The organism is Haemophilus parainfluenzae (assembly GCF_014931275.1).
Classification (GTDB): Bacteria; Pseudomonadota; Gammaproteobacteria; order Enterobacterales; family Pasteurellaceae; genus Haemophilus_D.
Map to the genome: position 1 here is coordinate 1883509 of NZ_CP063110.1, position 16260 is coordinate 1899768.

The following is a 16260-nucleotide window of genomic DNA, read 5'->3' on the forward strand; positions in this document are numbered from 1 at the left end:
CAATTTTCTCTCAATCATAAGGCGGACTTCATGTCTGCCTTATTTATTTCCACATTAAAAAACTGCTTTAAAATCAACCGCACTTTTCACACAAAAATGCTTAAATTTATGCTATAATCCGTCACAATTTTTTGATCAAAAAAGGAATAAAAATGACGGATTCAATCCATTCCTCTATTACCCCAGTCAATATTGAAGAAGAACTAAAATCTTCTTACCTTGACTACGCCATGTCGGTGATTGTTGGGCGTGCTTTGCCTGATGTGCGTGACGGTTTAAAACCGGTGCATCGACGTGTGCTTTTCTCCATGGATCAATCTGGCATCACTGCCGGCAAAAAATACGTAAAATCTGCCCGTGTGGTAGGTGATGTAATCGGTAAATATCACCCGCACGGTGATTCTGCGGTGTACGACACCATTGTGCGTATGGCACAGCCGTTCTCATTACGCTACATGTTGGTAGATGGGCAAGGTAACTTCGGTTCAATCGACGGTGATGCCCCAGCGGCAATGCGTTATACCGAAGTCCGTATGCAAAAAATCACCCAAGCGTTATTAACTGACTTGGATAAAGAAACCGTGAATTTCTCGCCTAACTATGATGGCGAATTAATGATTCCAGACGTATTACCAACCCGTATTCCGGCACTTTTAGCAAACGGTTCTTCCGGTATTGCGGTAGGGATGGCAACGAATATTCCTCCACACAACTTAAATGAAGTTTTAGATGGCTGCTTGGCTTATATTGATAACGAAAACATCACTATTGATGAGTTAATGCAATATATTCCTGGCCCAGACTTCCCAACAGCGGCATTAATTAATGGCCGCAAAGGGATTGAAGAAGCTTATCGCACTGGTCGCGGCAAAGTGTATGTTCGCGCTCGCGCTAGCGTAGAAACCACAGATAAAGGCAAAGAGCAAATTATTGTGACCGAATTGCCTTATCAAGTGAACAAAGCCAAATTAGTGGAAAAAATTGCTGAGCTTATCAAAGATAAAAAAATCGAAGGCATCAGCAATATTATCGACCTTTCGAACAAAGAAGGGATCCGCATTGAAATTGACATCAAACGTGATGCCGTAGGCGAAGTGGTATTAAATCATCTCTATGCGCTTACCCAAATGCAGGTAACCTTCGGGATCAACATGGTGGCCTTGGATCACGGTCAACCACGTTTATTCAACTTAAAACAAATCATTGAAGCTTTTGTGATGCATCGTCGCGAAGTGGTGATTCGCCGTTCTTTATTTGAATTGCGTAAAGCCCGCGAGCGTACCCATATTTTAGAAGGTTTAGCGGTTGCAACATCAAACATCGATGAAATCATCGACATTATCCGTCAATCGAAAGAGCGTAAAGAAGCGGCAGAAAAATTAATTTCTCGCCCTTGGAAACTCAACAATGAGATCTTAGGCTTACTTGATGCAGCGGCACGCCCAGCTGAATTAGCCGCTGAATTTGGTATTCAAGGTTCTGATTACTACCTTTCTCCAGAACAAGTTGATGCAATCTTAGAACTTCGCTTACACCGTTTAACCGGTCTTGCTACCGAAGAAGTCATCAATGAATACAAAGAGTTATTGGTTAAAATTGCAGAACTTCTCCACATCATCAACAGCCCTGAACGCTTGATGGAAGTAATTCGTGAAGAACTTGAACAAGTACGTGCACAATTCGCCGATGAACGTCGTACCGAAATCACTGCAGCTTCCGGTGATATTGATTTAGAAGATTTAATCGCTCAAGAAGATGTGGTGGTGACCCTTTCTCACGAAGGTTATGTGAAATATCAACCGCTTACCGACTACGAAGCTCAACGCCGAGGTGGTAAAGGTAAATCTGCAACGAAGATGAAAGATGAAGACTTCATCGAAAAACTCTTAGTGGCGAATACTCACGATACGATTCTCTGTTTCTCTAGCCGTGGCCGCTTATATTGGTTGAAAGTCTATCAATTACCACAAGCTAGCCGTGGTGCGCGTGGTCGTCCAATTGTCAATATTCTACCGTTACAAGAAAACGAGCGTATCACCGCAATCCTGCCAATCTCTGCTTATGAAGAAGATAAATTCGTGATCATGGCAACCGCTGGTGGTATTGTGAAGAAAATTGCACTAACCGAATTCAGCCGTCCACGTTCCAGCGGCATCATCGCCTTGAACTTACGTGATGAAGATGAATTAATCGGCGTCGATATCACCGACGGTTCTAACGAAATCATGTTGTTCTCTTCTCAAGGTCGCGTAGTGCGTTTCGCTGAAAGCGCAGTCCGTGCAATGGGTCGTTTAGCAACAGGTGTACGCGGTATTAAACTCGCTCTTACCAATGATATCGCTGACGATGAAAGTGCGGTCGAAATTGAAGATGTTTCTGACGATAATGCAGAAGAAACACTCGATCTCAACATCGATAAAGTCGTATCCTTAGTTGTGCCGAAAAATGATGGTGCAATCCTTACGGCGACACAAAACGGTTACGGTAAACGTACACAATTAAGCGAATACCCAACCAAATCGCGTAATACCAAAGGGGTGATTTCGATTAAAGTGAGCGAACGTAACGGTAAAGTCGTTGCAGCGACACAAGTAGAAGAAACCGACCAAATTATGCTTATCACTGATGCAGGTACCTTAGTGCGTACTCGTGTAAGTGAAGTAAGTATCGTTGGCCGTAACACCCAAGGGGTTCGTTTAATTCGTACCGCAGAAGATGAACACGTAGTCAGTCTTGAACGTGTTTGTGATGTGGATGATGAAGACGAAGGCACTGAAGATGTGACTTCTGAAGAATAATTGATCTCCCATTAAATAAAAGCCCCGCGTTTTGATTCGCGGGGCTTTTTTATTGGCATCTAAAAATCTCTTTTAGAGATCTATTCTATTGATGAAAACTACTCGCCCTCTTCTAATTCATCAGCCATTGCAGCCAAGATTTCACGGGTTAAATACGCCAATGAACGATAGAAAGGAAGTGTTGCATAAGTTTCCACTTGGGTTAAGAATTTCGCTGCACAAGGTAATAAGAAATCACCGAATAAATCCTGTTGAGCGGATAGCGATTCCGTGTTGTCTTCTAACCAAGAAGCCGTAAGCAATAGCAAAGCGAAATGATCGACATTCTCTGCCTCAGGCACATTACGCGCATGACGGAAATCCACAAAACGTTGCACATCCATATCATAACTTGAAATAGCCGTTGGTACGTTACCGTTTGGACCAAACAATTTTTGATATTCTTGATCAAGCAACGTTAAATCAATTTTCATTTGTAAATTATCAATGGCCGCTTCGCTTTCTTTATCTGTAGAGAGCGCCCACACTTGACTTAAACCTTGTTGCTGCAACCAATCAAATACCCCACTCAAAATTGGATCTGTGGGGCTGCGATAAAATAAATTGCCAAATAGGCGGCTTATTAAAGAAAAATTATTCACTTGAGTTTCTGACATCTGTTTGCTTTCCTATGATTGTGCTCACGATTGAGCTAAAAGTGCGGTCAATTTTGCCGTTGTTTTTTCGGCGGCTTCGTCAAGCATCGCTTGGCGAGCAGCATTATCGATAATATGAATATCACCGAACAAAGTATAATCCACATTCTCAATACCACAATAATTAAATAACCCATTGATCAAACAATGATTGAGGGACTTATCCACGCCGTATTCTTGATATTTTGCTACGCTGCTACCAATAGTGATAAATTGTTGCATCGCTTTACCTTGAAGCAGACCTTTGGATTCGCCATTTTCTGTTTTATAAGCAAAACCATGACTTAATACACGATCCAAATAGCCTTTTAGCATCGCTGGAAAACCCATCCACCATAAAGGATAAACCATCGTAATCAAATCTGCTTGGCGGATAAAATCATGTTCCTGCTGAATTTCGGCTGGGATAATCCCCTTATTGGCCGATTGCAATTCTTCAAAGGAAATAATCGGATTAAATTCCATGGTGTAAAGATCGCGCAAATGGGTTTCAACACCAAGTTGTTGGCTTGCTTTTACAACACGATCTACGATGGCACGACCAAAACTTTTTTGGCTATTGGGATGTGCAAAAATAATTAAATGATTCATTCCGTTACCTTTTTCACTAACAATGTGATGCCATCAACGCGTTCTACCACCACTAGATCATTCACCGCTAAATGCTCACCTTGAATACGCCATGTGGTATCGCCAAAGGCACCACGACCAATCCCATTAGAACCAATTTCTAATACCGTGCCTTTTTTACCTAACAAAGTATGATCTCGTTGGTTTAAAGTTGTACGTGATTGGTCCTGATTATCTTTGCTATGTTGATATTTCCACCAGAGCAACGAGAATATAATCGCTAAAATCGCATAAAAAACGGCTAACACGGTTAAGGATAAACTCGGTACTAACGCCATTACGCCTGCAGCCACAATCGCAGCCAAGCCCCACCACAATAAAAATACGCCGGGCACGAGGGTTTCAGCAATTAACAATACAAAACCTAATACCAACCAATGCCATACCGACCAAGTTGTTAACCAATCAGCCATATCAACTCCTTGAGAGAAAAAGTGCGGTCATTTTTAACCGCACTTTAAGAAATTACGCTTTTTTGTCGCCTTTTAACAGTTCGGCAATACCCGCTACCGAGCCGATTAAATTACCGGCTTCAAGCGGCATCATGACCACTTTGCTATTTGGTGAACCACCGATTTGTTTTAAGGCTTCTGTGTATTTTTGTGCGATGAAGTAATTGATCGCTTTGGTATCACCGCTGGCAATCGCTTCTGATACCATTTGAGTTGCTTTCGCTTCCGCTTCTGCTGCACGTTCACGCGCTTCTGCTTGTAAGAAGGCTTCTTGACGCTCCCCTTCCGCTTTCAGAATTCGGGCTTGTTTTTCCCCTTCTGCACGTAAAATTTCCGCCTGACGAATACCTTCCGCCTCCAACACTTCCGCACGTTTATTACGTTCCGCTTTCATTTGTGCGTTCATAGAATCAATCAATTCACGTGGTGGACGCACATCGCGAATTTCAATACGGGTGACTTTAATCCCCCAAGGATTGGTCGCTTCATCCACAATTGCCAATAAACGACCATTAATGGAATCACGTTGAGAAAGCATTTCATCCAATTCCATCGAGCCTAGCACGGTACGAATGTTGGTCATGGTTAAATTGATAATCGCCTGTTCTAAATGATTCACTTCATAAGCTGCACTGCGAGCATCAATCACCTGGACGAAACAAACCGCATCAATGGATACGTTCGCATTATCCTTAGAAATAACTTCTTGTGAGGGAATATCTAATACCTGTTCCATCATATTGATCTTACGACCAACACGATCCACAAACGGCACCACAAAGTTCAAGCCAGGCATTAAGGTGTGGGTATAACGCCCAAAACGCTCAATCGTCCAGTTATAACCTTGCGGTACAGTTTTAAGTGCCGAAAATAGCACAACAACAACTAATACAATAAAGACGATTGCGGCAATAGATAAGCCTTCCATAGATTGCTCCTTAATGATGAGGAAATATAAGAAAAGTCTATCAAATTAGACCGCACTTTGTATATAAATATATTTATCGTTTTCTCTTATAAATTCAAAAAGATGCGTAATGCAATTCGGAGCATCTAAATCTTGATGAGAGACAAATAAGAGCTGCGTTTCACTATTATTAACAAGTTGTTCAATAAAATGTTTCACTAGCTTACGATTTAATCCATCAAGTCCTTGAAAAGGCTCATCTAAAATTAAAACAGGCGGATGTTTCACCATCGCTCGTGTGATTAAAAGCAAACGTTGCTGCCCCCAAGAAAGTGAACGAAATGGCGTTTTTGCTAAATGAGTCAGATTTAAACGAGCTAACCACTGCATGGCTTTCAAACGAATTGCCTCTGGTACTTGTTGATAAATCCCTATACTGTCAAAAAAGCCCGAAATAATCACATCAAGCACAGAACAATTCACGCGATAATCTAAATGCAGTTGGCTACTTACGTAACCAATTTTTTGTTTAATATCCCAAATCGTTTCGCCTGAGCCTCGTTGTTTACCAAAGATCACCACATGATTCGAAAATGCCTGAGGATGATCGCCTGTAATCAAAGAAAGTAAGGTTGACTTTCCTGCACCATTTGGTCCTTTAATCCACCAATTTTCATGAGGTTGAACAACCCAGTTTAAATGATCCAAAATCACTTTATCGCCATACTGAACCGTGACATTTCGGAGCTCAAAGTGCGGTTGGTTTCCAGGCAGTTTTAGTAATGGTGACGCTGGTTCTGGCAAAGCTACATCAACAGATTGCTCCGCATAAACTAATTGTTGATAAATACTTTGTTGCTCAATGGATTGGCGTTCACCTTCTAATACTAACTCTAAATTTTCCAACATGGCTAAATGAGTGGACTGTTCTGGAATATCCGCTAGACGATTAACAATTAGAACGATTGCACATTCTTTTTTCAGTTCGTTCAGCATCGCCATCCAATCTTGCACAGATTGCTGATCTAGCCCTTCAAAAGGTTCATCTAAAATTAATAGGTCGGGCTTTTGTAATAACGCTTGTGCCAATAATACTTTACGCGTTTCCCCAGTGGAAAGTTTGATAAAGAAACGATCTAAGAGATAAGTAATCCCTAATTTTTCTGCAATCTCTTCGCAAAAATCTAGCGATGAACTGCCATTTAAGATCATTTCCCTTGCGGTTTTACCAAAAAAATCTGGATCGGTATCATCATTATTTAAATTCTTTAATGTTGCTTCAAGAATTTCACGTTGTTTTTCAAAAGAGAAGGATTGAACCCGTTGAAAGGAATTATGATACTTCCCTTCCTGCAAAGACAATTCATTTTGCAAAGCGAGAGCAAACGCTGATTTTCCACTCCCATTACTGCCTACCACAACCCAATATTGTCGTGGCTCAATCGCAAAGTGCGGTAAGTTTAAGGTCTGTTTTTGATGAAGTTCAAATTTTGCTTGCTGAATTAAAAGTGTCATTCTCTTTCCCTTAAAAACAAAAGGCGAGCAATTTGCCCGCCTTGTCAGATTCATTTAATTAGCCGTTTTTACGTTCTTCTTCCATACATACTGCCGCAGTAAATAATACGTCAGTTGAAGAGTTTAATGCGGTTTCTGTTGAGTCTTGTAAGATACCAATCACAAAACCTACACCGATCATTTGTGCCGCGATGTCATCACTGATACCAAATAAGCTACAAGCTAATGGGATTAATAATAATGAACCACCTGCCACACCAGAAGCACCACATGCACAAAGCGCCGCAACAATACTTAATAATACAGCACTGACAAAAGATACTTCTATACCTAATGTATGAACAGCCGCTAACGTTAATACAGTAATAGTAATCGCTGCACCCGCCATATTGATATTCGCACCTAATGGAATTGCCACAGAATAGGTTTCTTCATCAAGATTTAAGCGTTTTGCTAATTCAATGTTTACTGGAATATTTGCCGCAGAACTACGAGTAAAGAATGCAGTTACACCACTTTCGCGTACACAAGTCCAAACTAATGGATATGGGTTACGACGGATTTTCCAATAAACGAGAATTGGGTTTAGCACAAATGCAGTGAATAACATTGTACCGATTAACACGAATAGTAAGTGTACATATCCACCTAACGCCGCTAATCCTCTGTCAGATAAAGTTTCAGCCACTAAACCGAATACACCGAAAGGCGCAAAAGAAATAATGATATGAACAATTTTAGAAATGCCTTCTGCAAAATCAGCCACCACTTGTTTAGTTGCATCAGAAGCATGACGAAGTGCTAAACCTAAACCGATAGACCATGCTAATACACCGATAAAGTTTGCTTTAAAAATCGCATTTAATGGGTTATCTACCACGTTCAATACTAAAGCAAGCATCACTTGGCCAACAGATTGTGGTGCCGAACTTGCATCTTCTTTTACCGCAAGTGCAACCTCTGACGGGAATGCCATACTTGCAATTACCGCAGCAACAGCGGCTAAGAAGGTTCCCACAAGATAAAGCACTACGATTTCTTTCATATTGCTTTTAGAGCCCACTTTCTTATTAGCCAGTGCAGCCATAACAAGGAAGAAAATCAAAATTGGTGCAACTGCACGTAATGCTTTAACGAAAATTTGACCCAGCACACCAAAGCTAGATGCAAGATCAATGCCTGATGAATTTTTAACACTCTCATTCACCAATGCAACAAGGATCCCGAGTACCAAACCAACAGCAATTCGTTTTACCAAATTACCTTGGAAAAGAAAATGAAATAAACGTGATGTATTCATAATAATTTTAAATAAAGATTAAGTTGAACTTCAGATCGTTACGATCCACCGAAACAGACTAAAGATAGCTTAAATTTTGTTTAAAAGAAAATTTTTTCTTTATCATTTTATTAAAAAATTGAACTTTTTAAGCCTGGAATGAATTTTTTCTAAAATTTTCGCCTATAAAAAAATTTTTTCTATGCCCTATTGACATACTGTATCTAACCACAGTATATTACACCTGTATAAACAACCAATGATTAAAAACACACTAACTAAAAGGAACACAAGATGATGAACTACGCAAATACAGTTGCACAAAATGATATGACGTTTTCTTATCATCCTATGCCATTTTTCAATGATGTTGAAAGCAAATCGACATTTAATAAAAAATTAGATCTCAACCTTTATTGCATCAAACGTCCACAACAAACGTGTTTTATTCGTGTAACGAATCCGAATATGCTTGCTTGGGGAATTGAAATGGGCGATATGTTAGTGGTTGAAAAAAATGACAGCCTTTTCATCGGTGATCTTGTAGTATTGGAAAAACAAGATGAATTCCATATTTATGAATTTGCCGGTGTAAGCGGTAATGAATTTGTATTCATGGCATTAGATTCCAAAGTGGAGAATATTAAAACAACACAATGGACAAGCCTACCATTGGTTGGAACAGTAACAAATACCATCCATCAAATGAAACCAAGAAGAGATTTAATGAAATTTGCGGCTTAATCCAATAAACAGATAATCTACGCAAAGAAAAAGTGCGGTTAATTTTAACCGCACTTTTTGTTGAAATAAAAAATTGTTATTACATCACTCGACGTGATTGTGTGTAAGTTCTTGCCCAGTAATCTTCATCTAATGAACTAATTGTTACACCTTGGCTTGAACTTGCATGCATAAATTGGTTGTTACCAATATAAACGCCCACATGGTTATTTCGACGGAAGAAGACTAAATCGCCTTTACGTAATTCATGTTTTTGGATTTGGCGACCTAAATAGCGTTGTTCTGAAGTTGTGCGAGGAAGTTCAACACCATAAGCATCAAGGAAAGCGGTTTGCATAAATGCAGAACAGTCAATACCACGTTTTGTGCTTCCGCCCATTCTATAACGTGTACCACCCCATTCGTTATAAACTTGAGCAAGTGCTTTATCACCAATTAAACCAGATTTAGGACGGTTTGTTCTTAATTTAGGGTGAAGTCCACCTTGTTTCCCATCTAAACCTGCAATTAAACCTGTTAGCTCCGCATCATCGCTCTCTGTAATGACTCCATTATGAGCCTGCCTAGAGCCATTAGAACAGGCTGTTGTCAACACGGCCAATCCTACAATAATCAAAATCTTCTTTAACATAGCTTTTAAATAATAAAAAAATATAAAAATAAAACTGGTCGGATTTTATCAAAAAGTCATTTTGACCGCCAGTTTTTATTGAATTTTTATGCAATTTTGTGAGTTATCTCTCAAAAAATAAAGGCCACTCATTCGAGTAGCCTTTATGGACGATTTCAATTAATTATTTTTTCTTCGCTTTTGCGTTTGGAAGGTCAGTAATTGAACCTTCAAACACTTCAGCCGCAAGACCAACAGATTCGTGAAGTGTTGGGTGAGCATGGATGGTTAATGCGATATCTTCTGCATCACAACCCATTTCGATCGCAAGACCGATTTCACCTAATAATTCACCACCGTTAGACCCAACGATTGCCCCACCAAGTACGCGGTGAGTATCTTTATCGAAGATTAATTTGGTCATACCTTCAGCACATTCTGAAGCAATCGCACGACCTGAAGCAGCCCAAGGGAATTTAGCCACTTCGTAGTTTAAACCTTCTTGTTTACATTCTTTCTCAGTTTTACCCACCCAAGCCACTTCTGGTTCAGTATAAGCAATAGAAGGAATGACTTTTGGATCGAAGTAATGTTTTTTCCCTGCGATCACTTCTGCTGCAACGTGACCTTCATGAACACCTTTATGTGCTAACATTGGTTGGCCAACGATATCACCGATTGCAAAGATATGAGGCACATTAGTGCGCATTTGTTTATCAACATGAATGAAACCACGCTCATCCACTTCAACACCTGCTTTACCTGCATCAATCAATTTACCATTTGGCGTACGACCGATAGCAACAAGTACAGCATCATAACGTTTAGTATCGTTACATGCTTTACCTTCCATTGAAACATAGATACCGTCATCTTTTGCTTCAACTGCAGTTACTTTCGTTTCAAGCATTAACTTGAATTTTTTCTCGATTTGTTTGGTGTAGATTGCTACCACATCTTTATCTGCTGCCGGGATAACTTGGTCGAACATTTCAACCACTTCAATCTCTGAACCTAGAGAGTGATACACTGTACCCATCTCTAAACCGATGATACCACCACCCATGATAAGAAGTTTTTTCGGTACTTCTTTTAATTTAAGTGCATCTGTTGAATCCCAAATACGTGGATCTTCATGTGGGATAAATGGTAATTGAATTGGACGAGAACCCGCTGCGATAATGGCATTATCAAATTTAACAGTAGTTGGGTTACCATCACGGTCACGTGCAACTAATGTATTTGGGTCAGTAAATGCTGCTAAGCCTTCAACTACAGTTACTTTACGTGCTTTTGCCATACCCGCTAAGCCACCAGTTAATTTAGCAACTACTGCATCTTTACCTGCACGAACTTCATCTAAATTGATGGTTGGTTCACCAAAGTAAACACCATTTTTAGTTGCGTGTTTTGCTTCTTCAATTACTTTAGAAACGTGTAATAATGCTTTTGATGGAATGCAACCTACGTTTAAACATACCCCACCTAATGTTGAATAGCGTTCAACAAGTACTGTTTCTAAACCTAAGTCCGCACAACGGAATGCCGCTGAATAACCTGCAGGACCAGCACCAAGTACCACAACTTGGGTTTTAATTTCTTTACTCATTTTTACCTCGTAAAAACGTTCAAATTTTTGACCGCACTTGCGATCCTTTCTGTAAGATGTGGCCTAATCACTCACATCTTACCGCGTTAATTACATCACTAAGCGACGTAAATCAGCTAATACGCCATTGATATAACTTAAGAAGCGAGCACCATCAGCACCATCGATCACACGGTGGTCGAAAGATAATGATAATGGAAGCATTAAGCGTGGCTCAAATTCTTTACCATTCCATACCGGTAGCATTTCTGATTTAGATACACCTAAGATTGCTACTTCTGGTGCATTTACGATTGGTGTAAAGTGAGTTGTACCAATACCGCCTAAGCTTGAAATGGTGAAACAACCACCTTGCATATCAGAACCTGAAAGTTTACCGTCACGTGCTTTTTTGGAGATTTCCATTAATTCACGAGAGAGTTCGATAATACCTTTTTTATTCACGTTTTTAAATACAGGTACAACGAGACCGTTTGGTGTATCTACCGCTACGCCAATGTTGATGTATTTTTTAAGTGTTAATTTTTGTCCGTCTTCAGAGATAGAGCTATTGAAACGTGGGAACGCTTCTAATGCTTTCGCTACTGCTTTCATAATGAACACAACTGGTGTAATTTTCACATCCAATTTTTGTTTTTCAACAATCTTATTCTGTTCTTTACGGAATGCTTCTAAATCGGTGATATCTGTGCGATCGAAGTGAGTAACATGTGGAATCATTACCCAGTTACGATGTAAGTTCGCACCAGAGATTTTGTTGATACGGCTTAATTCAACTTCTTCTACTTCACCAAATTTGCTGAAGTCAACTTTCGGCCATGGTAATAAGCCTAAGCCTGCACCATTTGCCACACCATTACCCGCTGCTGCAGAAGATACAGTACCAGTTTCAAATGCTTTAACAGCAGTTTTCACGTAAGCTTGAATATCTTCTTTCACAACACGACCTTTACGACCCGTACCTTTTACGCGATCAAGGTTAATACCGTATTCACGCGCTAAGCGACGAATCACCGGTGTTGCGTGTGCATAGCCTGCACTTGCTACAACTTGTTCTTGGCTTAAACCTGATACATTACCTGATTGTGCTGCCGGCGCTGCTGCAAGTGCTGCTTGAGGCGCTGGAGCTGCCGCTGCTGGAGCTGCTGCAGGAGCGGGTGCTGCACCTGCCACTTCAAATTTCATAATTAATGAACCAGTTGAAACTTTATCACCTGATTTCACTAAAATTTCTTTTACCACACCCGCAAACGGCGCTGGCACTTCCATCGAGGCTTTATCGCCTTCAACGGTGATTAAAGATTGCTCTTCAGAAACGCTGTCACCAACGGCAACCATGATTTCAGTTACGTTAACTTCATCGCCACCGATATCAGGTACATTCACTTCTTTAATGGCTGAAGCTGTTGGTGCTGCTGCAGGTGCTGCAGCCTGTTGAACTGGCGCTGCGGCTGGTGCTGCACCTGCCACTTCAAATTTCATGATTAATTTGCCAGTAACAACTTTATCGCCCACATTGATTAAAATTTCTTTTACTACGCCAGCAATAGGAGCAGGGACTTCCATTGACGCTTTATCACCTTCAACATTGATGATTGATTGGTCAACTTCAACAGTATCACCGACTTTCACCATAATATCTGTCACGTTTACTTCGTCTGAACCGATATCTGGTACATTCACTTCAACGACACTTGCAGCTGTTGGTGCGGCTGCCGGTGCAGGTGCTGCTGCAGCAGGAGCAGGCGCTGCCGCATCCGCTGACTCTAAAACAAGCATTGGTGTGCCAGTTGTGACTTTATCACCCACTTTTACTAATACTTCTTTTACCACACCAGCTTCTGGTGCGGGTACTTCCATTGAAGCTTTATCACCTTCAACATTGATAATACTTTGATCAGCAGTAATGGTATCACCTACTTTCACCATCACTTCTGTTACGGTAACTTCATCACTACCGATATCAGGAATTTGAATTTGTTTTGACATGTTATCTTACCTTTAAAAAACGCAGTTAAAATCAACCGCACTTTATTTGTAGATGCTCCTGTGTGCTCTCACACACAGGATGTTTTTATTAAGCGTAAAGCGGATTTAAAATTTCAGTTTTTAAACCGAATTTCGCGATTGCATCTGCCACCACTTTCGCATCAAATTTGCCTTGTTTTGCAAGCTCATGTAATGCTGCAACCACAACATAACGTGCATCCACTTCAAAGTGTTCACGTAAGTTTTCACGGCTGTCTGAACGACCGAAACCGTCAGTACCTAATACGTGATAGCTTTGTGCAGGAATGAATGCACGAACTTGTTCTGCGAACAATTTCATGTAGTCAGTTGCTGCAACAGCTGGAGCATCGTTCATTACTTGTGCAATGTAAGGTACGCGTGGTGTTTCTGTTGGGTGTAACATATTCCAACGTACTGCATCCGCACCTTCACGAGCCACTTCAGTGAATGAAGGCACGCTATATACATCTGAGCTTACACCATATTCATTTGCAAGGATTTGTGCTGCTTCACGAACGTGACGGAAGATCGCACCAGAACCTAATAATTGAACATGACCTTTGTTACCTTTCGCTTCAACGGTTTCAAATTTATAAAGACCTTTACGAATACCCTCTTCTGCACCTTTTGGCATTGCTGGTTGTTCGTAAGTTTCGTTTAATGTGGTGATGTAGTAGAACACATCTTCTTGTTTTTCACCATACATACGGTTGATACCGTCTTGTAGGATAACTGCCACTTCATAAACGTAAGCAGGGTCATAAGACACACAGTTAGGAATAACAAGAGATTGAATATGGCTGTGACCATCTTCGTGTTGTAAACCTTCACCATTTAATGTTGTACGACCAGAAGTACCACCGATCATGAAACCACGCGCTAATTGGTCACCTGCTGCCCACATTAAGTCACCCACACGTTGGAAACCAAACATTGAGTAGTAGATGAAGAATGGAATCATCGGAAGATTATTTACAGAATATGAGTTCGCTGCCGCTAACCAAGAGGATGCTGCACCTAATTCATTGATACCTTCTTGTAATACTTGACCATCTTTCGCTTCACGGTAGTAAGCCACTAAATCACGGTCAGAAGGCACATAGTTTTGACCATGTGGGTTGTAAATACCGATTTGACGGAATAAACCTTCCATACCGAAAGTACGTGCTTCGTCAGCAATAATTGGCACAATTTGTTGACCAATGTTCTTATCTTTCAATAAGGTATTTAAGAAGCGAACAAATGCCATTGTGGTTGAAATTGGACGTGCTTGCTCTTCCAATAATGGCGCAAACTCTTCTAATGCTGGCACTTTAAATTCAGTGGTGAATTTTGGTAAACGTTTTGGTAAATAACCGTTTAACGCTTTACGTCTGCCGTGAAGATAATTGTACTCTTCCGAACCTTCTGGGAAGGTGATGTATGGATAGTTAGGAATATCTTCATCTTTAATATCTAATTGGAAATGATCGCGGAAAGATTTTAAGCTTTCGAGTGACATTTTTTTCGATTGGTGTGCAGTGTTTTTACTTTCTGCTTCAGGAATTTTATAACCTTTAACCATGTGCGCTAAGATCACAACAGGTTTGCCTGCAGTTTGCGCTTTCTGGAATGCCGCATAAAGTTTTTCTGAATCGTGACCACCACGTCTTAATGCCCAGATTTCATCATCTGTCATATCTGCCACTAATGCAGCCGTTTCTGGGTAACGACCGAAGAAGTGTTCACGAACGTATGCACCATTCTTAGATTTGAAGGTTAAATAGTCACCGTCAAGCACTTCCATCATTAATTGGGTTAATTTGCCAGTAGTATCTTTTGCAAATAATTTATCCCAGCCACTACCCCACATGACTTTGATCACTTCCCAACCTGCGCCAGCAAATAAACCTTCTAATTCTTGAACGATTTTGCCGTTACCCGTTACAGGACCATCTAAACGTTGCAAGTTACAGCTTACTACGAAGATTAAGTTATCTAAGCCTTCACGTGCTGCGAACGTTAAATCACCTTTTGCTTCGATTTCGTCCATCTCACCGTCACCAAGGAAAGCATACACTTTTTGATCTTTGGTGTCTTTTAAACCACGGTTATCTAAGTATTTTAAGAAACGAGCAGTACGGATCGCATTTACAGGGCCTAAACCCATAGATACGGTCGAGAATTGCCAGAATTCAGGCATTAATTTCGGGTGTGGGTAAGAAGAAAGACCTTTGCCTGGTTCACATTCCTGACGGAAATTATTCATTTGATCTTCAGTAATACGACCTTCAACAAATGCACGAGCATACATACCAGGTGCTGCGTGGCCTTGGAAGAAGACTAAGTCACCGCCGTTTTTATCAGTCGCCGCTTTGAAGAAGTGGTTAAAACAAACTTCATACATGCTTGCTGCAGATTGATAAGTTGAAATGTGACCACCTAATTCAAGATCTTTTTTCTGGCCACGTAATACCGCCATGATCGCATTCCAACGTACAGCACTACGAATACGACGCTCAATAGCTTTATCACCTGGGTATGCTGGCTGTTCAGAAAGTGGGATGGTATTAACATAAGGGGTTGTTACGCCACCTTTTGCAATGTTCACACCACCATTACGTGCCTGATCAATCACCTGATTGATGATGTAATGCGCTCGCTCTGCGCCTTCTGCACGAATTAATGAATCAACAGCTGACAACCAATCCTGTGTTTCAATTGGGTCAATATCGTTTACTAAGGTATCTGACATAGTCTTTCCTTATTTTACTGAGTGAAAATGAAGTTTGGTTATGACCAAACACGAAAATCAAGCTTGTTAATCAATGTTACAAACATTTAACAAATCTTGTAAATTTTAGAAGATTTTTTGCAAGAAAGATAGTAGATTTTCACTGTTCTCGTGCTTTTCTTCCAGTTATTTCCATACTTGTGATTAAAAGTGCAGTCATTTTAGGAAGATTTTCTGATTTGAGTTAAAGCATGCTTTACATATTGCATTCAATACCCGCTTTGATCTAAAGTGCTCG

Annotated in this window: 12 protein-coding genes; 2 read left to right on the forward strand and 10 right to left on the reverse strand. The window is 40.5% G+C overall.

The genetic code is table 11. The annotated features are described in order from the left end of the window. Positions 1–152: 152 nt before the first annotated feature. On the forward strand, positions 153–2798 hold the full coding sequence (gene gyrA / locus INQ00_RS09075; protein ID WP_054418635.1) for a DNA topoisomerase (ATP-hydrolyzing) subunit A: 2646 nt from the start codon (positions 153–155) through the stop codon (positions 2796–2798). A gap of 98 nt (positions 2799–2896) precedes the next feature. Here the strand turns inward: gyrA and INQ00_RS09080 are convergent, their stop codons facing one another. The 6 genes from INQ00_RS09080 to sstT are packed head-to-tail and all read right to left on the reverse strand — an operon-like array spanning position 2897 to position 8297. Continuing rightward, complete coding sequence (locus INQ00_RS09080; RefSeq protein ID WP_111315460.1) at positions 2897–3454, reverse strand: TorD/DmsD family molecular chaperone; 558 nt, start codon at positions 3452–3454, stop codon at positions 2897–2899. A gap of 24 nt (positions 3455–3478) precedes the next feature. Next, on the reverse strand, positions 3479–4084 hold the full coding sequence (locus tag INQ00_RS09085; RefSeq protein WP_197546851.1) for an NAD(P)H-dependent oxidoreductase: 606 nt from the start codon (positions 4082–4084) through the stop codon (positions 3479–3481). Continuing rightward, positions 4081–4536 carry an NfeD family protein gene (locus INQ00_RS09090; protein ID WP_197546852.1) on the reverse strand — a complete coding sequence of 152 codons (456 nt, stop codon included), beginning with the start codon at positions 4534–4536 and terminating at the stop codon, positions 4081–4083. The genes INQ00_RS09085 and INQ00_RS09090 overlap by 4 nt, the downstream gene beginning before the upstream one ends. 52 nt (positions 4537–4588) lie before the next feature. Beyond that, on the reverse strand, positions 4589–5503 hold the full coding sequence (locus INQ00_RS09095; RefSeq protein ID WP_049366068.1) for an SPFH domain-containing protein: 915 nt from the start codon (positions 5501–5503) through the stop codon (positions 4589–4591). A gap of 45 nt (positions 5504–5548) precedes the next feature. Beyond that, on the reverse strand, positions 5549–6997 hold the full coding sequence (gene modF / locus INQ00_RS09100; protein ID WP_197546853.1) for a molybdate ABC transporter ATP-binding protein ModF: 1449 nt from the start codon (positions 6995–6997) through the stop codon (positions 5549–5551). Positions 6998–7055: 58 nt separating this feature from the next. Then, positions 7056–8297, reverse strand: a complete 1242-nt coding sequence (gene sstT, locus INQ00_RS09105; protein WP_197546854.1) for a serine/threonine transporter SstT — start codon at positions 8295–8297, stop codon at positions 7056–7058. Between the two features lie 273 nt (positions 8298–8570). Between sstT and INQ00_RS09110 the strand changes: the two genes are divergently transcribed. Next, positions 8571–9020 (forward strand): LexA family protein, encoded by a 450-nt coding sequence (locus INQ00_RS09110; protein WP_075915980.1) that lies wholly within the window; start codon positions 8571–8573, stop codon positions 9018–9020. A 79-nt stretch (positions 9021–9099) separates the two neighbouring features. On the opposite strand, the gene INQ00_RS09115 is transcribed toward INQ00_RS09110, so the two are convergent. The 4 genes from INQ00_RS09115 to aceE form a co-directional block, all read right to left on the reverse strand. After that, complete coding sequence (locus INQ00_RS09115) at positions 9100–9651, reverse strand: NlpC/P60 family protein (RefSeq protein WP_054418623.1); 552 nt, start codon at positions 9649–9651, stop codon at positions 9100–9102. 163 nt (positions 9652–9814) lie between these two features. Next, positions 9815–11239, reverse strand: coding sequence for a dihydrolipoyl dehydrogenase (lpdA, locus tag INQ00_RS09120; protein WP_054418621.1), 1425 nt, complete (start codon positions 11237–11239; stop codon positions 9815–9817). A 90-nt stretch (positions 11240–11329) separates the two neighbouring features. Next, positions 11330–13228, reverse strand: a complete 1899-nt coding sequence (gene aceF / locus INQ00_RS09125) for a pyruvate dehydrogenase complex dihydrolipoyllysine-residue acetyltransferase (RefSeq protein ID WP_197546855.1) — start codon at positions 13226–13228, stop codon at positions 11330–11332. Positions 13229–13316: 88 nt separating this feature from the next. Continuing rightward, positions 13317–15983, reverse strand: coding sequence for a pyruvate dehydrogenase (acetyl-transferring), homodimeric type (gene aceE, locus INQ00_RS09130; RefSeq protein WP_197546856.1), 2667 nt, complete (start codon positions 15981–15983; stop codon positions 13317–13319). Positions 15984–16260 lie beyond the last annotated feature (277 nt).